The organism is Pseudomonas sp. microsymbiont 2, assembly GCF_054788395.1.
This window is the reverse complement of sequence record NZ_CM139112.1, coordinates 4,707,979-4,726,965: the sequence shown is the minus strand read 5'-3', so window position 1 is coordinate 4,726,965 and position 18,987 is coordinate 4,707,979. Positions and strand designations below refer to the sequence as shown.

Sequence of the window (18,987 nt, the reverse complement as noted above, 5' to 3'; positions counted from 1 at the left end):
CATGCAGCACTGGAGACGCACCACGCAAACCGCCAATCGCCTGTTCGAGCAGGGTGAGCTGGTCGATGCCCGGGAACACTACCTGCAAGCGCTGGCGCTGGCCCAGGTGCTGTTCGAGCGCTGGCATGACGTCGACGAAGCGGTGGCCGCGCTGGTCATCGCCCATCACAACCTGGCTGACCTGCACCTGCGCCTGAACCAGCCGCACGAAAGCGCCGACTACCTGTGTGCCGCCCACCAGCGGCTGCTCCAGGCCAGTCAGGAACAGCGTCTGCCCCAGGCGCTGCGCGATGCCGCGTTGCGCCACAGCGGGCGCACCTACACCGAATTGCTGAGCTTCATCGCCGAATACGGCCAGTATCCGCGCACCGAACGCCTGCTCAATCGCCAGGCGCCGGCTGCCAGCGAGCTGGCTGCACAAACGGATATCACTGATCGCACACCCGCCTACGGAATCCACTGATATGCCCCATACCTTGCCTACTTTGCCTTACGCCTACGATGCGCTGGAACCGCACATCGATACCCAGACCATGGAGATCCACCACAGCAAGCACCACCAGACCTATATCAACAACCTCAACGCCGCCATCGAAGGCACCGAGTGGGCCGAATGGCCGGTGGAAAAGCTGGTGGGCGCGGTCAAGCAGCTGCCCGAGAAGCTGCAGGGCGCGGTGATCAACCAGGGCGGCGGGCACGCCAACCACACGTTGTTCTGGACCGTGATGTCGCCCAAGGGCGGTGGCCAGCCCCACGGGCAGGTGGCCAAGGCCATCGAAACGCAACTCGGCGGTTTCGAGGCGTTCAAGGAGGCCTTCACCAAGGCCGCGCTGACGCGCTTCGGCAGCGGCTGGGCCTGGCTCAGCGTGACCCCGGAGAAAAAGCTGGTGGTGGAGAGCAGCGGTAACCAGGACAGCCCACTGATGCACGGCAACACGCCGATCCTCGGCCTGGATGTGTGGGAGCACGCCTACTACCTGAAGTACCAGAACCGTCGTCCGGAATACATTGGCGCCTTCTACAGCGTGGTCGACTGGGCCGAAGTGGAACGTCGCTACCTTGAAGCCCTGAAGTGAGCCTGACCGGTATGCGCGCCGAGGTGATGTCTGTCAGCAGTGTGCGCCTGTTCCGCCTGGCGCTTGGGACCATGCTGTTGCTGGTCGGCACCGCGTTGCTGGTGGCGCGGGGCATCGCCTGGCTGGACCTGGAGCCGCGCATGTTGCGTGCCCTTGAGGGCGGCGCATTGTGCGCACTGGGGACGGCGTTGGGCGCGGTACCGGTGCTGGTGATCCGCAACATGCCGGTGGCCCTGGCCGATACCCTGTTGGGCTTCGGCGCGGGCGTGATGCTTGCGGCCACCGCGTTTTCCCTGATCATTCCCGGGCTGGGGGCGGCCCAGTCCATCGGCTTCACTCCCTGGGGAGCCGGCGCCCTGATCAGCGCGGGCTTGCTGTTCGGGGCCCTGTGCCTGTTCCTGGTCGACCTGAAGGTCTCCGGGGCTTCACCCGAGGCCCTGGTGGGCACTGCGCAGCAGCCGGTGATCGCGGCACGGATCTGGTTGTTCGTCATCGCGATCATTGCCCACAACATTCCCGAAGGCATGGCCATTGGCGTTTCCGCCGGTGGCGGCATGCCCGATGCCGACAGCCTGGCCATGGGCATCGCCCTGCAGGATGTGCCGGAAGGGCTGGTGATCGCGCTGGTGCTGGCAGGGGCGGGCATGCCGCGTTTCAAGGCGTTCCTGATCGGCGCCGCGTCCGGGCTGGTCGAGCCGTTGGCGGCGGTGGTCTGCGCCTGGCTGGTGAATGTCGCCGAGCTGCTGCTGCCGTTGGGCCTGGCCTGTGCGGCGGGGGCGATGTTGCTGGTGGTGACGCAGGAGATCATTCCCGAGTCGCGCAGCAATGGGCATCACCGTTTGGCGAGTCTGGGGCTGTGTGTCGGGTTCTGCCTGATGATGGTCATGGACACGGCGCTGTCCTGAGCTCGGCACGGCCCCTGTAGGAGCGGCCTTGCGTCGCGAAAGGGCTGCGTAGCAGCCCCAAGATTTCAACAACACTGCTGGATTGCCGGGGCTGCTGCGCAGCCCTTTCGCGACACAAGGCCGCTCCTACAGGAAGCGTGCGCAGTCGCTGGCGGCGTTACTCGCCCTCGTCGAAGAAGTTCTCGATCAACGCGACCAGCGCCTCCATGGCTTCACCGTCCTGCTCGCCCTCGGTGTGCAGATGGACTGGAGTGCCCTTGCCGGCGGCGAGCATCATCACCGCCATGATGCTCTTGCCGTCCACCAGCTTGTCAGGCGCGCGGCCAACCCGCACCGCGCACGGAAAGCGCCCCGCCACGCCGACGAACTTGGCCGCCGCCCGGGCGTGCAAGCCCAGCTTGTTGATGATGGTGATTTCGCGGGCGGGCATCGTGGGGTGGATCCTGTGGGCTAGAGGTCGCGGTGGCGAACCTGGACGTTTTTCAGGGATTGCTGGAGCAGTTGGCCAAGCCGTTCGGTGATATACACCGAGCGGTGGTGGCCACCGGTACAGCCGATGGCAATGGTGACATAAGCGCGGTTGCTGGCGGCGAAGCGCGGCAGCCACTTGAGCAGGTAGCTGGAGATGTCCTGGAACATTTCCTCGACATCCGGCTGCGCGGCCAGGTAGTCGATCACCGGTTGTTCGAGGCCGGAATGGTCACGAAGTTCCGGCTTCCAGTAGGGGTTCGGCAGGCATCGCACGTCGAACACCAGATCCGCGTCCACGGGCATGCCGCGTTTGAAGCCAAACGATTCGACCAGGAACGCCGTGCCCGGTTCGGGCTGGTTGAGCAGGCGCAGCTTGATCGAGTCGCGCAGCTGGTAGAGGTTCAGGTTGGTGGTGTCGATCTTCAGGTCGGCCAGATCGGCGATCGGCCCCAGCAGCTCGCTCTCGACCCGGATCGCTTCGGCCAGCGAGCGGCTGTCGTTGGTCAGTGGGTGACGCCGCCGGGTTTCCGAAAAGCGCTTGAGCAGGGTTTCTTCGTCAGCGTCCAGATACAGCACGTCGCACTGGATGTGCCGGGCGCGCGCCTCTTCGAGCAATTCGGGGAAGCGTGACAGGTGGCTGGGCAGGTTGCGTGCATCGATGGAGACCGCGACCTTCGGTTGCAGCAGCTCGGTGTTGACCAGGGCATTTTCCGCCAGCTGTGGCAACAAGCCGGCAGGCAGGTTGTCGATGCAGTAGTAGCCGTTGTCTTCCAGCACGTCGAGGGCGGTGCTCTTACCGGAGCCGGAGCGGCCGCTGACGATGATCAGGCGCATGTTCAGTGCTCGTTCTGTGCGTCCAGGACGACCTGGTACAGGGTCTCGCTGCTGTCGGCGGCACGCAGGCGATCACGGACCTCCTTGCGATCGAGCATGCTGGCGATCTGGCGCAGCAGTTCAAGGTGGGCATCGGTGGCGGCTTCCGGGACCAGCAGGACGAACAGCAGGTCGACCGGGGCGCCATCGATGGCATCGTAATCGATGGGGGCATCCAGGTGCAGCAGGGCGCTCACTGGCGCGGTGCAGCCCACAAGCCGGCAGTGGGGGATGGCGATGCCATTGCCAAAGCCGGTGGAGCCCAGCTTTTCCCGAGCGATGAGCGTGTCGAAGACGTCTTGCATCTCCAGCTCTGGTACTTGCTCGGCAATCAGGGTGGCGACCTTTTCCAGGGCGCGCTTCTTACTGCCACCCGGCACGTTCACGAGGGAACGGCCGGGGGTCAGGATGGTTTCAAGTCGGATCATGGATGAGGGGATCAGCGGGCGGCTGCACCTTGCAGCAGGCTTTGCTGTTTTTCCTTGTGTTTTTTCAGTTGGCGGTCGAGCTTGTCGGCCAGGGCGTCGATCGCGGCATACATGTCTTGGTGTTCGGCGTTGGCGACGACCTCGCCACCGGGAATCTGGAGTGTGGCTTCAACCTTCTGCTGCAGCTTCTCGACCTTCATGATCACCGTCGCATTGGTGATCTTGTCGAAGTGACCCTCCACGCGGGCGAGTTTTTCGAGCACGTAATCGCGCAGAGGTTGAGTGACTTCTACATGCTGTCCACTGATGTTGACTTGCATACAGCTTCTCCTTTTGTTGCCCGTGCATAAAGGGCAGGTGTTGCACCTGCCGCTGAAACGCTGTGGCACATCCGGGGGCTACATCAGTCGCTTGCGCTCGCTCGAGGGGGCGATGCCCAACGATTCGCGGTACTTGGCGACGGTGCGACGGGCTACCTGGATGCCTTGTGCCTCCAGTAAACCAGCGATCTTGCTGTCACTCAATGGCTTTTTCTGATTTTCCGCGGCCACCAGTTTCTTGATGATCGCGCGGATCGCCGTGGACGAGCATTCGCCCCCTTCGGCGGTGCTCACGTGGCTCGAGAAAAAGTATTTCAGTTCGTAGATTCCGCGAGGCGTGTGCATGTATTTCTGCGTGGTCACCCGGGAAATGGTCGATTCGTGCATGCCCACCGCCTCGGCGATATCGTGCAGGACCAGCGGCTTCATGGCCTCGTCGCCATGGTCGAGGAAGCCACGTTGATGCTCGACGATCTGCGTCGCCACCTTCATCAGGGTCTCGTTGCGGCTTTGCAGGCTCTTGATGAACCAGCGCGCCTCCTGCAACTGGTTGCGCATGAAGGTGTTGTCGGCGCTGGTGTCGGCGCGGCGTACGAAGCCGGCGTACTGCGGGTTGACGCGCAGGCGCGGAACGGCTTCCTGGTTGAGCTCGACCAGCCAGCGATCGCTGTCCTTGCGCACGATCACGTCAGGGACCACGTACTCAGGCTCGCTGGACTCGATCTGCGAGCCGGGACGCGGGTTGAGGGTCTGCACCAGCTCGATGATCTGGCGCAGCTCGTCCTCCTTGAGCTTCATGCGCCGCATCAGCTGGCTGTAGTCGCGGCTGCCGAGCAGGTCGATGAAGTCAGTGACCAGGCGCTGGGCCTCGCTCATCCAAGGCGTCGAGGCGGGCAGCTGGCGTAGCTGCAACAGCAGGCACTCGCCCAGGGAGCGGGCGCCGATGCCGGCCGGTTCGAACTGTTGGATGCGATGCAGCACGGCTTCGATTTCGTCCAGCTCGATGTCGAGCTCGGGGTCGAAGCCGGCGCAGATTTCCTCGAGCGTGTCCTCCAGGTAGCCCTGGCCGTTGATGCTGTCGATCAGGGTGACCGCGATCAGGCGGTCGGTATCGGACATCGGAGCGAGGTTGAGCTGCCACAGCAGATGGCTCTGCAGGCTTTCGCCGGCGGAGGTGCGGGTAGTGAAGTCCCACTCGTCATCGTCGTTGCTGGGCAGGCTGCTGGCGCTGGTCTGATAAATGTCTTCCCAGGCGGTATCGACTGGCAGCTCGTTGGGAATGCGTTCTGCCCACTCACCGTCTTCCAGGTTCTCGCTGGTGCTGGTGGTGGTTTCCTGGAAACTGTTGTCCTGGACTTCGGCTGCCGGCTTGCTTTCGGCGTTGTCCGCCATCGGGTCGCTGTTGTCGAAGTCGTCGCCGTCTTCCTGACGTTCGAGCATCGGATTGGATTCCAGCGCTTCCTGGATTTCCTGCTGGAGGTCCAGGGTGGAGAGCTGGAGTAGACGGATGGCCTGTTGCAACTGAGGGGTCATCGTCAGTTGCTGGCCCATTTTTAGGACGAGCGATGGTTTCATGGCAGGGGCTTAATACCTTGTTCGCCGGCGCGCATGCGCCATCCACTACACGTAGGGCGCTTGGGCGCCGAATCTAAGCAAGTTATATGCCTGAAATTGCAGCGTTTGCCTAGAGCACTGTGACAACTTAAGCCCCGATTGGGCGCATTCGCCAGTGCTCCGGGCAGGCTGGGTCAGAGCCGGAACTCGTGCCCCAGGTACACTTCCTTGACCAGCTGGTTGGCCAGGATGGTCTCGGCGTCACCTTCGGCGATCAGCTGGCCATCGTTGACGATGTAGGCGGTTTCGCAGATATCCAGGGTCTCGCGAACGTTGTGGTCGGTGATCAGCACGCCGATACCCTTGTTCTTGAGGTGGTGGATGATCTGCTTGATGTCGCCGACGGAGATCGGGTCGACACCGGCGAACGGTTCGTCCAGCAGGATGAACTTGGGCGCGGTGGCCAGGGCGCGGGCGATCTCGACACGGCGACGCTCACCGCCGGAGAGGCTCATGCCCAGGTTGTCGCGGATGTGGCTGATGTGGAACTCCTGCAGCAGGCTTTCCAGCTCCTTGCGCCGGCCTTCGCGATCGAGGTCCTTGCGGGTCTCGAGGATGGCCATGATGTTGTCGGCCACCGACAGCTTGCGGAAGATCGAGGCTTCCTGCGGCAGGTAGCCGATGCCAGCCTGGGCGCGGCCATGCATGGGCTGGTGGCTGACGTCGAGGTTGTCGATCAGCACGCGCCCCTGGTCGGCCTGGACCAGGCCGACGATCATGTAGAAACAGGTGGTCTTGCCGGCGCCGTTGGGGCCGAGCAGGCCGACGATCTGGCCGCTGTCGATGGACAGGCTGACGTCGCGCACGACTTGCCGGCCCTTGTAGCTCTTGGCCAGGTGCTGGGCTTTGAGGGTTGCCATTTACTCGGCCTTTTTCTTCGGTTGAATGACCATGTCGATGCGCTGACGTGGTGCAGTCACGTTGCCACCACGCCCGGCGGTAGCCACCTGGGACTTGGTGTTGTAGACGATCTTCTCGCCTTCGGTAGTGTTGCCTTCGTTCTCGACCTTGGCGCGGTCGGTGAGAATCACCGTGTCTTTCTGCGCTTGGTACTGAATGGTCACGGCCCAGCCTTTCATCTTGTCGGGCTTGGCGGCGCTCTGCTGCTGTTCGAAATAGGCCAGGTTGCCCACCGAGGTGACCACGTCGATATCGCCGGAGGCGGCGCGGGTCATGGTCACGGTGTTGCCTTTGATCATCATCGAACCTTGGGTGATGATCACATCGCCGGTGTAGGTGGCTACACCTTGCTTGTCGTCCAGGTGGGCGTTGTCCGCCTGGATGCGGATCGGCTGGTCACGGTCGTTCGGCAGGGCCAAGGCGCTCGCGCTTCCCAGTGCTGCGCCCAGGCTGAGCAAAAGGGGGAGGGTTTTAACGAGCCTCATACTGTCCTCTTACGTTAGAGAGCAGGTCCATCCTGCCTTCTTTCAAATACGCTTTCATTCCTTTGCCCGTAGTCGTGCCACCGGCGCCGTCGATTCTAACGGCTTGCTCGGTCTGCGCATATTGCTTCTGCGGGAACACGGTCATGCGCGAGCTGGTAATGATGGTCTCGCGCTGTTTTTCGTCGGTACGCGCCACGCGCACTTCGTCGATCAGTTCGACCTCGGTGCCGTCCGGGTTGACCTCGGCGCGCTTGCTCTGCACGTGCCACGGATACTCCGTGCCACGGTACATGTGCAGGTCGGGCGTGGTCACCAGGGTGACTTCGCTGGCCTTGAGGTGCTCGACCTTGTCGGCGGTCATCTCGTACTGCAGCTTGCCGTCGGGCAGGAACTGCAGGGTGTGGGCGTTGACGGCGTAGTAGTCGATGGCGCTGTCGTTGGTCTGGACGGTCGGCTTGTCGAGGAAGCTCTCGGGGCTGATGTTCCAGTAGCCCACCGCCGCCAGCACTGCGGCGATCACGCCAAACAGCGCAAAATTTCGAACCTTCTTGCTGAACATGGGTGGCCTTACAGGTAGTTGGCGTTGGCAGCGTCCAGGGTGCCCTGGGCCTGCATGATCAGTTCGCAGAACTCGCGGGCGGCGCCTTCGCCGCCGCGAGCCTGGGTGACGCCGTGGGCGTGCTGGCGCACGAACGGCGCGGCGTTGTGCACCGCCATGCCCAGGCCTACGCGGCGAATCACCGGCAGGTCGGGCAGGTCGTCGCCCAGGTAGGCGACCTGTTCATAGCTTAGGCCGAGTTCGGCGAGCAGGCCGTCCAGTACCACCAGTTTGTCCTCGCGGCCCTGGAACAGGTGCGGGATGCCCAGGTTCCTGGCCCGGCGCTCGACCACCGGGGTCTTGCGTCCGCTGATGATCGCGGTGGTCACGCCCGAGGCCATGAGCATCTTGATGCCGTGGCCGTCGAGGGTGTTGAAGGTCTTGAACTCGCTGCCGTCCTCGAGGAAGTACAGGCGGCCGTCGGTGAGCACGCCATCGACGTCGAACACGGCCAGCTTGATGGCCTTGGCGCGTTGCATCAGGTCCTGGTTCATTTACATCACTCCGGCGCGCAGCAGGTCGTGCATGTTCAGGGCGCCGGTCGGGCGGTCGTCCTGGTCGACGACCACCAGTGCGCTGATCTTGTGGTCTTCCATGATTTTCAGAGCCTCGGCGGCGAGCATCTCGGCGCGGGCGGTCTTGCCGTGCACGGTCATGACCTCGTCGATGAGGGTCTTGTGCACATCGATGTTGCGATCCAGGCTGCGGCGCAGATCGCCGTCGGTGAAGACGCCGGCGAGCTTGCCGTCGCTGCCGAGGACGACGGTCATGCCCAGGCCTTTGCGAGACATTTCAAGCAGTGCGTCCTTGAGCAGGGTGCCGCTTTTGACCTGGGGCAGTTCTTCGCCGGCATGCATGACGTTCTCGACTTTCAGCAGCAGGCGGCGGCCGAGTGCGCCACCGGGGTGCGAAAAGGCGAAGTCCTCGGCGGTGAAGCCCCGGGCTTCGAGCAGGGCGATGGCCAGGGCGTCGCCCAGGACCAGGGCCGCGGTAGTGGAGGAGGTCGGCGCCAGGTTGAGTGGGCAGGCTTCCTGGGCGACGCTGGCGTCGAGGTTGACCTCGGCGGCCTGGGCCAGGGCCGAATCCGGGTTGCCGGTCAGGCTGATCATCTGGATGCCCAGGCGCTTGATCAACGGCAACAGGGTGACGATTTCGGCGGTGCTGCCGGAGTTGGACAGGGCAAGAATGACATCGTCACGGGTGATCATGCCCATGTCGCCATGGCTGGCCTCGGCTGGATGCACGAAGAACGCCGGGGTGCCGGTGCTGGCCAGGGTGGCGGCGATCTTGTTGCCGATGTGGCCGGACTTGCCCATGCCAACCACCACGACCCGTCCCTTGCTGGCCAGGATCAGCTCGCAGGCCTTGACGAAATCGCCGTCGATACGGGCCAGCAGGGCCTCCACGGCCTCGAGTTCGAGGCGCAGGGTGCGCTGGGCGGATTGGATCAGCTCGCTGGATTGGCTCATGTCGAAAACGCAATGCCTGATGAAAAGGCGGCGATTATAGCCGCAATGTGTGAAAGGCTCATCCTTCGAATGTCACAGGGTGATCGCGTCAGCCTGTCTGGGGCCTGAACGAGTCGGGCGACGGCCTTGGGGCGGGCCTACCAGCGGTGCTATAGTTCGCCGCTATTCGGCCCGCCAGGGACCTGTGTGCCTTCAAGATGAAGGCAGGCGTCCATGATGACGAGGCTGCACTAGCAAGGAGTCTAGATGAGTGTGGATAGCGCCTACGCGGTCGAGTTGAAGGGAGTCACCTTCAAGCGCGGTTCGCGCAGCATTTTCAGCAACGTGGACATTCGCATTCCCCGCGGCAAGGTCACCGGTATCATGGGGCCTTCGGGGTGCGGCAAGACCACACTGCTGCGCCTGATGGGCGCGCAGTTGCGCCCGGCCGCCGGCGAAGTCTGGGTCAATGGCCAGAACCTGCCCGCGCTGTCGCGCAGCGACCTGTTCGATGCGCGCAAGCAGATGGGCGTGCTGTTCCAGAGCGGCGCACTGTTTACCGACCTCGATGTCTTCGAGAATGTCGCCTTCCCGCTGCGGGTGCATACCCAACTGCCGGACGAGATGATCCGTGACATCGTCCTGATGAAGCTGCAGGCCGTGGGGCTGCGCGGCGCCATCGACCTGATGCCCGACGAGCTGTCCGGCGGCATGAAGCGGCGCGTGGCTCTGGCCCGAGCGATTGCCCTCGACCCGCAGATTCTCATGTACGACGAGCCGTTCGTCGGCCAGGACCCGATCGCCATGGGCGTGCTCGTGCGCCTGATCCGGCTGCTCAACGATGCCCTGGGCATTACCAGCATCGTGGTCTCCCACGACCTGGCCGAAACCGCCAGCATCGCCGACTACATCTACGTGGTGGGCGATGGCCAGGTGCTGGGGCAGGGCACGCCGGACGAACTGATGGGCTCGGACAATCCGCGTATTCGCCAGTTCATGAAGGGCGATCCGGATGGCCCGGTACCTTTCCACTTCCCTGCGCCTGACTACCGCGCCGATCTGCTGGGGACGCGTTGATGCGCAGAAAATCCTTACTTGAACGTATCCGCCTGTTCGGCCGTTCGGCCATCGATGTGCTGGCTGTGCTGGGGCGCTCGTGCCTGTTCCTCGGTCATTCGCTGGGCGGGCGCAGCGGCATCGGTGGCGGCTTCCAGCTGCTGGTCAGGCAACTGTATTCGGTGGGCGTGCTGTCGCTGGCGATCATCGTCGTGTCCGGCATGTTCATTGGCATGGTGCTGGCCCTGCAGGGCTACAGCATCCTCACCAAGTACGGTTCGGAGCAGGCGGTGGGACAGATGGTCGCCCTGACCTTGCTGCGCGAGCTCGGGCCGGTGGTCACCGCGTTGCTGTTCGCCGGCCGCGCGGGATCGGCGCTGACCGCCGAGATCGGCAACATGAAGTCGACCGAGCAACTGTCCAGTCTCGAGATGATCGGCGTCGACCCGCTCAAGTACATCGTCGCCCCACGCCTGTGGGCCGGCTTCATCTCGCTGCCGCTGCTGGCGCTGATCTTCAGCGTGGTCGGCATCTGGGGTGGGTCGTGGGTCGCCGTTGACTGGCTGGGCGTCTACGAGGGCTCGTTCTGGGCCAACATGCAGAACAGCGTTTCCTTCAGTGACGACGTGATCAACGGGTTGATCAAGAGCCTGGTGTTCGCCTTCGTCGTCACCTGGATCGCCGTATTCCAGGGGTACGACTGCGAGCCCACTTCAGAAGGGATCAGCCGTGCCACCACCAAGACCGTGGTCTATGCCTCGTTGGCAGTCCTGGGTCTGGACTTTATTCTGACCGCCTTGATGTTTGGAGATTTCTGATGCAAAACCGCACCCTGGAAATCGGTGTCGGCCTGTTCCTCCTGGCCGGGATCCTGGCGCTGCTGCTGCTGGCCCTGCGTGTCAGCGGGCTGTCGGCCAGCCCGAGCAGCGACACGTACAAAGTTTATGCGTACTTCGACAATATCGCCGGTTTGACGGTCAGAGCTAAAGTGACCATGGCCGGTGTGACCATCGGCAAGGTCACGGCCATCGATCTGGACCGCGACTCCTACACCGGTCGGGTCACGCTGCAGCTGGACAAGCAGGTCGACAACCTGCCGACCGACTCCACTGCCTCGATCCTGACCGCCGGCCTTCTGGGCGAGAAGTACATCGGCATCAGCGTCGGTGGCGAGGACGCGGTACTCAAGGATGGCAGCACCATCCACGACACCCAGTCGGCGCTGGTGCTGGAAGACCTGATCGGCAAGTTCCTGCTCAACTCGGTGGGCAAGGAACCGAAAGAAGCGCAACCGGCTAATTAAGGAGTTTCCATGATTTCGATCCTGCGACGTGGCCTGCTGGTCCTGCTGGCGGCCTTTCCCCTGCTGGCCCTGGCGGCGCCAGGGCAATCCGCCCGGGATGTGATCCAGGGCACCACGACCCAGCTGCTGAGCGACCTCAAGGCCAACAAGGAGCAGTACAAGGCCAACCCCGAGGCGTTCTACAACGCGCTCAACAGCAACCTGGGCCCGGTGGTCGATGCCGACGGAATCTCCCGGAGCATCATGACCGTCAAGTATTCGCGCAAGGCCACCCCCGCGCAGATGCAGCGCTTCCAGGAAAACTTCAAGCGCAGCCTGATGCAGTTCTATGGCAATGCCTTGCTCGAATACAACAACCAGGGCATCACCGTCGACCCGGCCAAGGCCGAGGACGGCGACCGCACCAGTGTCGGCATGAAGGTCACCGGCACCAACGGCGCGGTCTATCCGGTGCAGTACACCATGCAGAAGATCGACGACCAGTGGAAAGTGCGCAACGTCATCGTCAACGGCATCAACATCGGCAAGCTGTTCCGCGACCAGTTCCAGGACGCCATGCAGCGCAACGGCAATGACCTGGACAAGACCATCGACGGCTGGGCCGGCGAAGTGGCCAAGGCCAAGCAGACCGCCGACAGTTCGCCGGATAAGGAAGTCAAATGAGCGACGCCGTCGTGAGCATGGCTGAGCCGGGCGTTCTCGCCCTGGCCGGTGTGCTGGACTACCGCAGCGGCCCGGCCCTGCGCAAGCAGGGCAAGGCGCTGATCGCCGCCTGTCGCGAGCCGCAGTTGGTGCTCGACTGCGCCGCGGTGGTCAAGTCGAGCAGTGTCGGCCTGTCGCTGCTGCTGGGCTTCATGCGCGATGCCCAGGCCGCCGGCAAGACTTGGGAACTGCGCGGTATCCCCGAGGACATGCGGGAAATCGCCGGGGTCTACGACCTCGATGAAGTCCTGGCAGGCTGATGCCCTGCCGTTCGGGAAAGGCCCCTCGGTCAGCGCGCTCTCTCATGGGCTTCGCAGGCGAGGGGCTTTTTTGTATGATGGCCGACCCGCGCGCGTTGGGCGCCGATCGAGGTTGAGCATGCAGGCCGTAGAAGTCAAAAGCTTTCTGGAAGAGAAATTGCCGGGAACCCGGGTTGAAGTTGAAGGCGAAGGCTGCAACTTCCAGTTGAACGTGATCAGCGACGAGCTGGCCGGCCAGAGCCCGGTCAAGCGTCAGCAAGCGATCTATGCTCACCTCAATCCGTGGATCGCCAACGGCAGCATTCACGCGGTAACCATGAAATTCTTCAGCAGCGCAGCCTGGGCTGAGCGCACCTGAGCCAACTTGGCGGCGAGATACGTATGGACAAACTGATTATCACTGGCGGCCCGCGCCTCGACGGCGAGATCCGCATTTCCGGCGCGAAGAACTCGGCGCTGCCGATTCTCTCGGCCACCCTGCTGTGCGATGGTCCGGTCACGGTCGGCAACCTGCCGCACCTGCACGACATCACCACCATGATCGAGCTGTTCGGTCGCATGGGCATCGAGCCTGTGATCGACGAGAAGCTGTCGGTGGAAATCGATCCGCGCACCATCAAGACCCTGGTCGCCCCCTACGAGCTGGTCAAGACCATGCGCGCCTCGATCCTGGTGCTCGGCCCGATGGTGGCCCGCTTCGGTGAGGCCGAAGTGGCCCTGCCAGGTGGTTGCGCCATTGGTTCGCGTCCAGTCGACCTGCACATCCGCGGCCTGGAGGCCATGGGGGCGAAAATCGACGTCGAAGGCGGCTACATCAAGGCCAAGGCGCCCGAGGGCGGCCTGCGCGGCGCGCACTTCTTCTTCGATACCGTCAGCGTCACCGGCACCGAGAACATCATGATGGCCGCCGCCCTGGCCAAGGGCCGCAGCGTGCTGCAGAACGCCGCTCGCGAGCCGGAGGTGGTCGACTTGGCCAACTTCCTGATTGCCATGGGTGCGAAGATCCAGGGCGCTGGCACCGACACCATCACCATCGATGGCGTCGAGCGTCTGCAGCCGACCAACTACCGGGTCATGCCCGACCGTATCGAGACCGGCACCTACCTGGTTGCCGCTGCCGTGACCGGTGGCCGCGTCAAGGTCAAGGACACCGATCCGACCATCCTCGAAGCCGTCCTCGAGAAACTCAAGGAAGCCGGCGCCGACATCACCACCGGTGAAGACTGGATCGAATTGGACATGCACGGCAAGCGTCCGAAGGCCGTCAACCTGCGTACCGCGCCGTACCCGGCGTTCCCGACCGACATGCAGGCGCAGTTCATCTCGCTCAATGCCATCGCCGAAGGCACTGGCGCGGTGATCGAGACCATCTTCGAGAACCGCTTCATGCACGTCTACGAGATGCACCGCATGGGCGCGCAGATCCAGGTCGAGGGCAACACCGCCATCGTCACTGGCGTCAAGGCGCTCAAGGGTGCTCCGGTCATGGCCACCGACCTGCGCGCTTCTGCCAGCCTGGTGCTGTCGGCGCTGGTCGCCGAAGGTGACACCCTGATCGACCGCATCTACCACATCGACCGTGGTTACGAGTGCATCGAGGAAAAACTGCAGATGCTGGGCGCGAAGATCCGTCGCGTACCGGGCTAGCAGTCATCACGGCGCAGGGACGCGCCAGCCGAATCGTATGCGGTCGGGCCCCATGGCCCGGCCGGCAGTAGACGCTTAAGGACCGACGTTCCAATGTTGACCATCGCGCTATCCAAAGGCCGTATTCTCGACGATACCCTGCCACTGCTGGCCGAAGCCGGTATCGTGCCGACCGAGAATCCGGACAAGAGCCGCAAGCTGATCATCCCGACCACCCAGGATGATGTCCGCCTGCTCATCGTGCGTGCCACCGACGTGCCGACCTATGTCGAGCATGGCGCCGCCGACCTCGGTGTGGCCGGCAAGGACGTGCTGATGGAATACGGCGGCCAGGGCCTGTACGAGCCCCTCGACCTGCAGATCGCCCAGTGCAAGCTGATGACCGCCGGCGTAACTGGTGCGCCCGAGCCCAAGGGCCGCCTGCGCGTGGCCACCAAGTTCGTCAACGTAGCCAAGCGCTACTACGCCGAACAGGGCCGCCAGGTCGACATCATCAAGCTGTACGGCTCCATGGAGCTGGCCCCGCTGATCAACCTCGCCGACAAGATCATCGACGTGGTCGACACCGGCAACACCCTGCGCGCCAATGGCCTCGAGCCCCAGGAACTGATCGCCACGATCAGCTCGCGCCTGGTGGTCAACAAGGCCTCCATGAAAATGCAGCACGCCCGTATCCAGAGTCTGATCGACACCCTGCGCAACGCCGTCGAATCGCGACACCGCGGCTGACCTCTGCGCGCGACCTCCGCTGTCGCGCCCGTCTATCCGCGTCATAGCCAATTTTCTCAGGTGCCCGCGCGGATGGAGTGGTAGCTTTAGGGCGCCTGAACATCCGCTAATAACGAGGCCCTCGCCATGACCGTGTCCACTGCAATTGCCCGTCTCAACGCCGCTGACCAGGATTTCGCCCGACATCTGGATCATCTGCTGAGCTGGGAAAGTGTGTCCGATGACGCGGTCAACCAGCGCGTGCTCGACATCATCAAGGCCGTGCGCGAGCGCGGTGATGCGGCGCTGGTGGAGTTTACCCAGCGTTTCGACGGTGTCGACGCCAAGTCGATCGATGATCTGATCCTCGACCGTGCGCGCCTGGAACTGGCCCTGACCCGCATCACCCCAGTGCAGCGCGAAGCCCTGGAGAAAGCCGCCAACCGTGTGCGTATCTACCACGAGCGGCAGAAGCAGGACTCCTGGCAGTACACCGAGGCCGACGGCACCGTGCTAGGGCAGAAGGTTACCCCGTTGGACCGCGCCGGCCTGTACGTGCCGGGCGGCAAGGCGTCGTACCCGTCGTCGGTGCTGATGAACGCCATCCCTGCCAAGGTTGCTGGCGTGTCCGAGGTGGTGATGGTGGTGCCGACCCCGCGTGGCGAGATCAATGAGCTGGTGCTGGCCGCGGCCTGCATCGCCGGTGTCGATCGGGTCTTCACCATCGGCGGCGCCCAAGCGGTCGCGGCTCTGGCCTATGGCACCGAGAGCGTGCCGCAGGTGGACAAGATCGTCGGTCCGGGCAATATCTACGTGGCCACGGCCAAGCGCCATGTGTTTGGTCAGGTCGGCATCGACATGATCGCCGGTCCGTCGGAGATCCTGGTGGTGTGCGATGGCCAGACCGATCCGGACTGGATCGCCATGGACCTGTTCTCCCAGGCCGAGCACGATGAAGACGCCCAGGCGATCCTGGTCAGCCCGGACGCCGAGTTTCTCGATCGTGTGGCGGCGAGCATCGACAAGCTGCTGCCGACCATGGAGCGTGCCGAGATCATCGAGAAATCGATCAACGGCCGTGGCGCGCTGATCCAGGTGCGTGACATGCAGCAGGCCATCGAGGTGGCCAACCGCATCGCCCCCGAGCACCTGGAGCTGTCGGTGGCCGACCCGCAGGCCTGGTTGCCGCAGATTCGCCACGCCGGCGCGATCTTCATGGGCCGCCACACCAGCGAGGCGCTGGGCGACTACTGCGCCGGCCCCAACCACGTGCTGCCGACTTCCGGCACCGCGCGCTTCTCTTCGCCACTGGGCGTGTATGACTTCCAGAAGCGTTCGTCGATCATCTTCTGCTCCGAGCAGGGCGCGTCCGAGCTGGGGCACACCGCTTCGGTGCTGGCCCGTGGCGAATCGCTGACCGCCCACGCGCGCAGCGCCGAATACCGCATCCTCAACGAGAAGGGGAACTGAGCATGAGTCGTTTCTGGAGTCCCTTCGTCAAGGACCTGGTCCCTTACGTGCCGGGCGAGCAGCCGAAGCTTGCGCGGCTGGTCAAGCTCAACACCAACGAGAACCCGTACGGGCCGTCGCCCAAGGCGCTGGAAGCCATGCGTGGCGAGCTCAACGACAATCTGCGCCTGTATCCGGACCCGAACGGTGACCGGCTCAAGCAGGCGGTGGCGGAGTATTACGGCGTAGCGCCGGCGCAGGTGTTCGTCGGCAACGGCTCGGACGAGGTGCTGGCGCACATCTTCCACGGCCTGTTCCAGCACGACCGTGGGCCGCTGCTGTTCCCGGACGTGAGCTACAGCTTCTACCCGGTGTATTGCGGCCTGTACGGTATCGCGTTCGAGCAGGTGGCGCTGGATGAGCAGTTTCAGATCCGGGTTTCGGACTACAGCAAACCCAATGCCGGGGTCATCTTCCCCAACCCCAACGCGCCGACTGGCTGCCTGTTGCCGCTTGAGGCGGTCGAGCAACTGCTGCAGGCCAACCGGGATTCGGTGGTAGTGGTTGACGAGGCCTACATCGATTTCGGTGGCGAGACGGCCATCAGCCTGGTCGATCGCTATGACAACCTGCTGGTGACCCAGACCTTGTCCAAGTCGCGTTCGCTGGCGGGGCTTCGGGTTGGGTTGGCGGTGGGGCATCCTGATCTGATCGAGGCGTTGGAGCGGATCAAGAACAGCTTCAACTCGTATCCGTTGGATCGCATGGCGATTGTCGGGGCGGCGGCGGCGTTTGACGACCGTGAGTATTTCGATGAGACCTGCCGCAAGGTTATCGATAGCCGGGACGTGCTGGTTGCCGAGTTGGTGACGCGTGGGTTCGAGGTGTTGCCTTCGGCGGCGAACTTCATCTTCGCCCGGCATCCCGGGCAGGATGCTGCGGGGATCGCGGCGCGGCTTCGGGAGCAGGGGGTGATTGTTCGGCATTTCAAGCAGGAGCGGATTGCGCAGTTCCTGCGGATTACCGTTGGGACGCCGGAGATGAACCAGGCTTTGCTTGATGCTTTGAATTGATATCAGTGTTTTGACAGGGGGTGGATTGGAGTTGGTTGTTCTGACTTCTGATTCGCCCCTTGTTGTTGTTGTTGTTGTTGTTGTTGTTGTTGTTGTTTGGTGGTTTTGGAAGTTGTATGCGCATTCATTTGTGATGTCGACGCTTATTCACCTTTCCGCCCTTACGGCGGGTCACTTTTTGTCAAACGCGACAAAAAGTAACCAAAAAACGCTGCGCTCCATTCATCCGGCCCTACGCTTCGCTTCGGGTTCCCTCACTCCGGCCTTGCTCCCGGGAGGACCGCGCTGAACGGCCCATCCTGGGCCGCAGCGCTTGACGGGCATCCATGCCCGTCACCTCCCTCCGCAAGTCCTGCGTTCGGCCTCCTGAAGTCGCGAAGGCAGGGGCGGCGACTGGGCTGGCGCAGCTGACGCTAGTTGCAACTGGGTGATCTCAAGTCCGTATTCGCGGGTAAACCCGCTCCCACAGGGTTATGCATGCCTTCAACTTCCACCACTCTCCTGTGGGAGCGGGTTTACCCGCGAAAGGGCCAGAACAACCAATATATAAATAACTGGCCAAGAGCTAATTTGAAGTTTCTGCTCTTGCTCTTGCTCTTGCTTCTAAGCGCGCGATAGTCCAGGCGCCGCCAATTGCGACTTCAGGAGGCCGAGTGGAGTTCTTGCGGAGGGAGGTGACGGGCATGGATGCCCGTCAAGCGCTGCGCCCCAGGATGGGGCGTTCAGCGCGGTCCTCCCGGGAGCAAGAACGGAGCGAGGGAACCCCGGAGCGAAGCGTAGGGGCCGGATGAATGGAGCGCAGCGTTTTTTGGTTACTTTTTGTCGCGTTTGACAAAAAGTGACCCGCCGTAAGGGCGGAAAGGTGACTATGCGTCACCATCGCCAATGAATGCGCATAAAAAAATCAAAACAATCATCCCGATCCCGATCCCGATCCCGATCCCGATCCCTTGCCCCGCCCCAACCAACCCGCTATCCTCCCCACCTCAACAAAATTCATCCGATGACTGGACGTTCCCCCTAATGACCCCGCTCATCAAACGCTCCCTGGTAGAACAAGCCGTAGACCAGCTCCGCGACCGCATCGCCAAAGGCACCTGGTCGGTAGGCCAGCGCCTACCCACCGAACCCGAGCTGGCCAGCGACCTGGGCATCAGCCGCAACACCGTCCGCGAGGCCATGCGCGTGCTGGCCTTCAGCGGCCTGGTGGAGATCCGCCAGGGCGACGGCAGCTATTTGCGCACCGCCGTGGACCCATTGCAGGCGGTACAGGCCATGTCCCGCTGCGCCGTCGAACACGCCCGTGAAACCCGCCACATCCTTGAGGCAGAAGCCATCGGCCTGGCGGCACAGCGTCGCACTGAAGCCGACCTCCAGGCCCTGCGCGAAGCACTGCAACACAGCGAGCAGCACTTCCATGGCGATGTGGATACCTACGTCGAATGCGACCTGATCTTCCATCAGCGCCTGGTGGACGCCGCCCACAACCCCGCCTTGAGCGAGCTGTACCGCTACTTCTCCAGCGTGGTCGGCGCGGCCCTGCAGCACAACATGGCCACGGTGCCCCGCTGCCAGATCGTATTCGATCTGCACGGGCAGATCCTCGACGCCATCGAACAACGCGATCCGGAACGGGCCAAGCACCTGAGCCGGACCCTCATCGAATCCTGA

24 protein-coding genes are annotated in these 18,987 nt (G+C 63.2%); 14 read left to right on the top strand and 10 right to left on the bottom strand.

Features of this window, described 5'->3' with window-relative positions; translation table 11 throughout:
* The first annotated feature begins 1 nt into the window (after position 1).
* From ACYUME_RS21355 to ACYUME_RS21345, 3 genes are read left to right on the top strand one after another with little or no spacing between them, the layout of a single operon-like run.
* A complete protein-coding gene (locus ACYUME_RS21355) occupies positions 2-463 on the top strand; it encodes a hypothetical protein (protein ID WP_460416744.1) in 462 nt (153 codons plus the stop codon).
* 1 nt (position 464) lies between these two features.
* The gene (locus ACYUME_RS21350) at positions 465-1,076 is read left to right on the top strand and encodes a superoxide dismutase (protein ID WP_460416741.1); all 612 of its coding nucleotides are present in this window, start codon (positions 465-467) and stop codon (positions 1,074-1,076) included.
* Between the two features lie 11 nt (positions 1,077-1,087).
* Entirely contained in the window at positions 1,088-1,981 is an 894-nt protein-coding gene (locus ACYUME_RS21345) for a ZIP family metal transporter (RefSeq protein WP_460419411.1), read from the top strand.
* Between the two features lie 157 nt (positions 1,982-2,138).
* Here ACYUME_RS21345 and ACYUME_RS21340 read toward each other — a convergent pair whose 3' ends face one another.
* From ACYUME_RS21340 to ACYUME_RS21295, 10 genes are all read right to left on the bottom strand, one after another.
* Positions 2,139-2,411 carry an HPr family phosphocarrier protein gene (locus ACYUME_RS21340; protein ID WP_279888282.1) on the bottom strand — a complete coding sequence of 91 codons (273 nt, stop codon included), beginning with the start codon at positions 2,409-2,411 and terminating at the stop codon, positions 2,139-2,141.
* Positions 2,412-2,431: 20 nt separating this feature from the next.
* A complete protein-coding gene (gene rapZ, locus ACYUME_RS21335) occupies positions 2,432-3,286 on the bottom strand; it encodes an RNase adapter RapZ (protein ID WP_279888283.1) in 855 nt (284 codons plus the stop codon).
* Positions 3,287-3,288: 2 nt separating this feature from the next.
* Complete coding sequence (ptsN, locus tag ACYUME_RS21330) at positions 3,289-3,753, bottom strand: PTS IIA-like nitrogen regulatory protein PtsN (RefSeq protein WP_460416739.1); 465 nt, start codon at positions 3,751-3,753, stop codon at positions 3,289-3,291.
* Between the two features lie 11 nt (positions 3,754-3,764).
* Positions 3,765-4,073 (bottom strand): ribosome hibernation-promoting factor, HPF/YfiA family, encoded by a 309-nt coding sequence (gene hpf, locus ACYUME_RS21325; protein WP_011532415.1) that lies wholly within the window; start codon positions 4,071-4,073, stop codon positions 3,765-3,767.
* 78 nt (positions 4,074-4,151) lie between these two features.
* Positions 4,152-5,648 carry an RNA polymerase factor sigma-54 gene (locus ACYUME_RS21320; RefSeq protein WP_279888287.1) on the bottom strand — a complete coding sequence of 499 codons (1,497 nt, stop codon included), beginning with the start codon at positions 5,646-5,648 and terminating at the stop codon, positions 4,152-4,154.
* Between the two features lie 173 nt (positions 5,649-5,821).
* Positions 5,822-6,547, bottom strand: a complete 726-nt coding sequence (lptB, locus tag ACYUME_RS21315) for an LPS export ABC transporter ATP-binding protein (protein ID WP_186658097.1) — start codon at positions 6,545-6,547, stop codon at positions 5,822-5,824.
* Positions 6,548-7,072 carry a lipopolysaccharide transport periplasmic protein LptA gene (lptA, locus tag ACYUME_RS21310; RefSeq protein ID WP_279809214.1) on the bottom strand — a complete coding sequence of 175 codons (525 nt, stop codon included), beginning with the start codon at positions 7,070-7,072 and terminating at the stop codon, positions 6,548-6,550.
* Positions 7,059-7,631: an LPS export ABC transporter periplasmic protein LptC gene (gene lptC, locus ACYUME_RS21305; protein WP_279888291.1), complete on the bottom strand. Its 573-nt coding sequence runs from the start codon at positions 7,629-7,631 to the stop codon at positions 7,059-7,061. The genes lptA and lptC overlap by 14 nt, the downstream gene beginning before the upstream one ends.
* 8 nt (positions 7,632-7,639) lie before the next feature.
* Positions 7,640-8,164, bottom strand: a complete 525-nt coding sequence (locus tag ACYUME_RS21300; RefSeq protein ID WP_279888293.1) for a KdsC family phosphatase — start codon at positions 8,162-8,164, stop codon at positions 7,640-7,642.
* Entirely contained in the window at positions 8,165-9,139 is a 975-nt protein-coding gene (locus tag ACYUME_RS21295) for a KpsF/GutQ family sugar-phosphate isomerase (RefSeq protein ID WP_279888295.1), read from the bottom strand.
* Positions 9,140-9,385: 246 nt separating this feature from the next.
* On the opposite strand from ACYUME_RS21295, the gene ACYUME_RS21290 reads away from it, so the two are divergent.
* The 11 genes from ACYUME_RS21290 to ACYUME_RS21240 all read left to right on the top strand — a co-directional run bounded on the left by ACYUME_RS21290 (position 9,386) and on the right by ACYUME_RS21240 (position 18,987).
* Positions 9,386-10,195: an ATP-binding cassette domain-containing protein gene (locus tag ACYUME_RS21290; protein ID WP_279888296.1), complete on the top strand. Its 810-nt coding sequence runs from the start codon at positions 9,386-9,388 to the stop codon at positions 10,193-10,195.
* Positions 10,195-10,992 carry a lipid asymmetry maintenance ABC transporter permease subunit MlaE gene (gene mlaE, locus ACYUME_RS21285; RefSeq protein ID WP_279888298.1) on the top strand — a complete coding sequence of 266 codons (798 nt, stop codon included), beginning with the start codon at positions 10,195-10,197 and terminating at the stop codon, positions 10,990-10,992. Before ACYUME_RS21290 ends, mlaE begins: the two co-directional genes overlap by 1 nt.
* Positions 10,992-11,477 (top strand): outer membrane lipid asymmetry maintenance protein MlaD, encoded by a 486-nt coding sequence (gene mlaD / locus ACYUME_RS21280; protein WP_248918845.1) that lies wholly within the window; start codon positions 10,992-10,994, stop codon positions 11,475-11,477. The genes mlaE and mlaD overlap by 1 nt, the downstream gene beginning before the upstream one ends.
* 9 nt (positions 11,478-11,486) lie before the next feature.
* Positions 11,487-12,140: an MlaC/ttg2D family ABC transporter substrate-binding protein gene (locus ACYUME_RS21275; RefSeq protein WP_279888301.1), complete on the top strand. Its 654-nt coding sequence runs from the start codon at positions 11,487-11,489 to the stop codon at positions 12,138-12,140.
* Positions 12,137-12,439 (top strand): STAS domain-containing protein, encoded by a 303-nt coding sequence (locus tag ACYUME_RS21270; protein WP_279888303.1) that lies wholly within the window; start codon positions 12,137-12,139, stop codon positions 12,437-12,439. Before ACYUME_RS21275 ends, ACYUME_RS21270 begins: the two co-directional genes overlap by 4 nt.
* Positions 12,440-12,557: 118 nt before the next feature.
* A complete protein-coding gene (locus ACYUME_RS21265; protein ID WP_028689666.1) occupies positions 12,558-12,797 on the top strand; it encodes a BolA family protein in 240 nt (79 codons plus the stop codon).
* A gap of 23 nt (positions 12,798-12,820) precedes the next feature.
* Positions 12,821-14,086: a UDP-N-acetylglucosamine 1-carboxyvinyltransferase gene (gene murA, locus ACYUME_RS21260; protein ID WP_279888305.1), complete on the top strand. Its 1,266-nt coding sequence runs from the start codon at positions 12,821-12,823 to the stop codon at positions 14,084-14,086.
* Between the two features lie 93 nt (positions 14,087-14,179).
* Positions 14,180-14,815: an ATP phosphoribosyltransferase gene (hisG, locus tag ACYUME_RS21255; protein ID WP_011532429.1), complete on the top strand. Its 636-nt coding sequence runs from the start codon at positions 14,180-14,182 to the stop codon at positions 14,813-14,815.
* 126 nt (positions 14,816-14,941) lie between these two features.
* Positions 14,942-16,264 (top strand): histidinol dehydrogenase, encoded by a 1,323-nt coding sequence (gene hisD / locus ACYUME_RS21250; protein ID WP_279888307.1) that lies wholly within the window; start codon positions 14,942-14,944, stop codon positions 16,262-16,264.
* Positions 16,265-16,266: 2 nt separating this feature from the next.
* Positions 16,267-17,316: a histidinol-phosphate transaminase gene (hisC, locus tag ACYUME_RS21245; protein ID WP_460416733.1), complete on the top strand. Its 1,050-nt coding sequence runs from the start codon at positions 16,267-16,269 to the stop codon at positions 17,314-17,316.
* Positions 17,317-18,339: 1,023 nt separating this feature from the next.
* Positions 18,340-18,987: a FadR/GntR family transcriptional regulator gene (locus tag ACYUME_RS21240; protein WP_460416732.1), complete on the top strand. Its 648-nt coding sequence runs from the start codon at positions 18,340-18,342 to the stop codon at positions 18,985-18,987.

What these genes read in the sequence shown, in the direction of transcription:
- ACYUME_RS21355 (WP_460416744.1), top strand. Translation starts at nt 2, where the DNA reads ATGCAGCACTGGAGACGCACCACGCAAACCGCCAATCGCCTGTTCGAG.
- ACYUME_RS21350 (WP_460416741.1), top strand. Translation starts at nt 465, where the DNA reads ATGCCCCATACCTTGCCTACTTTGCCTTACGCCTACGATGCGCTGGAA.
- ACYUME_RS21345 (WP_460419411.1), top strand. Translation starts at nt 1,088, where the DNA reads ATGCGCGCCGAGGTGATGTCTGTCAGCAGTGTGCGCCTGTTCCGCCTG.
- ACYUME_RS21340 (WP_279888282.1), bottom strand. Translation starts at nt 2,411, where the DNA reads ATGCCCGCCCGCGAAATCACCATCATCAACAAGCTGGGCTTGCACGCC.
- rapZ (WP_279888283.1), bottom strand. Translation starts at nt 3,286, where the DNA reads ATGCGCCTGATCATCGTCAGCGGCCGCTCCGGCTCCGGTAAGAGCACC.
- ptsN (WP_460416739.1), bottom strand. Translation starts at nt 3,753, where the DNA reads ATGATCCGACTTGAAACCATCCTGACCCCCGGCCGTTCCCTCGTGAAC.
- hpf (WP_011532415.1), bottom strand. Translation starts at nt 4,073, where the DNA reads ATGCAAGTCAACATCAGTGGACAGCATGTAGAAGTCACTCAACCTCTG.
- ACYUME_RS21320 (WP_279888287.1), bottom strand. Translation starts at nt 5,648, where the DNA reads ATGAAACCATCGCTCGTCCTAAAAATGGGCCAGCAACTGACGATGACC.
- lptB (WP_186658097.1), bottom strand. Translation starts at nt 6,547, where the DNA reads ATGGCAACCCTCAAAGCCCAGCACCTGGCCAAGAGCTACAAGGGCCGG.
- lptA (WP_279809214.1), bottom strand. Translation starts at nt 7,072, where the DNA reads ATGAGGCTCGTTAAAACCCTCCCCCTTTTGCTCAGCCTGGGCGCAGCA.
- lptC (WP_279888291.1), bottom strand. Translation starts at nt 7,631, where the DNA reads ATGTTCAGCAAGAAGGTTCGAAATTTTGCGCTGTTTGGCGTGATCGCC.
- ACYUME_RS21300 (WP_279888293.1), bottom strand. Translation starts at nt 8,164, where the DNA reads ATGAACCAGGACCTGATGCAACGCGCCAAGGCCATCAAGCTGGCCGTG.
- ACYUME_RS21295 (WP_279888295.1), bottom strand. Translation starts at nt 9,139, where the DNA reads ATGAGCCAATCCAGCGAGCTGATCCAATCCGCCCAGCGCACCCTGCGC.
- ACYUME_RS21290 (WP_279888296.1), top strand. Translation starts at nt 9,386, where the DNA reads ATGAGTGTGGATAGCGCCTACGCGGTCGAGTTGAAGGGAGTCACCTTC.
- mlaE (WP_279888298.1), top strand. Translation starts at nt 10,195, where the DNA reads ATGCGCAGAAAATCCTTACTTGAACGTATCCGCCTGTTCGGCCGTTCG.
- mlaD (WP_248918845.1), top strand. Translation starts at nt 10,992, where the DNA reads ATGCAAAACCGCACCCTGGAAATCGGTGTCGGCCTGTTCCTCCTGGCC.
- ACYUME_RS21275 (WP_279888301.1), top strand. Translation starts at nt 11,487, where the DNA reads ATGATTTCGATCCTGCGACGTGGCCTGCTGGTCCTGCTGGCGGCCTTT.
- ACYUME_RS21270 (WP_279888303.1), top strand. Translation starts at nt 12,137, where the DNA reads ATGAGCGACGCCGTCGTGAGCATGGCTGAGCCGGGCGTTCTCGCCCTG.
- ACYUME_RS21265 (WP_028689666.1), top strand. Translation starts at nt 12,558, where the DNA reads ATGCAGGCCGTAGAAGTCAAAAGCTTTCTGGAAGAGAAATTGCCGGGA.
- murA (WP_279888305.1), top strand. Translation starts at nt 12,821, where the DNA reads ATGGACAAACTGATTATCACTGGCGGCCCGCGCCTCGACGGCGAGATC.
- hisG (WP_011532429.1), top strand. Translation starts at nt 14,180, where the DNA reads ATGTTGACCATCGCGCTATCCAAAGGCCGTATTCTCGACGATACCCTG.
- hisD (WP_279888307.1), top strand. Translation starts at nt 14,942, where the DNA reads ATGACCGTGTCCACTGCAATTGCCCGTCTCAACGCCGCTGACCAGGAT.
- hisC (WP_460416733.1), top strand. Translation starts at nt 16,267, where the DNA reads ATGAGTCGTTTCTGGAGTCCCTTCGTCAAGGACCTGGTCCCTTACGTG.
- ACYUME_RS21240 (WP_460416732.1), top strand. Translation starts at nt 18,340, where the DNA reads ATGACCCCGCTCATCAAACGCTCCCTGGTAGAACAAGCCGTAGACCAG.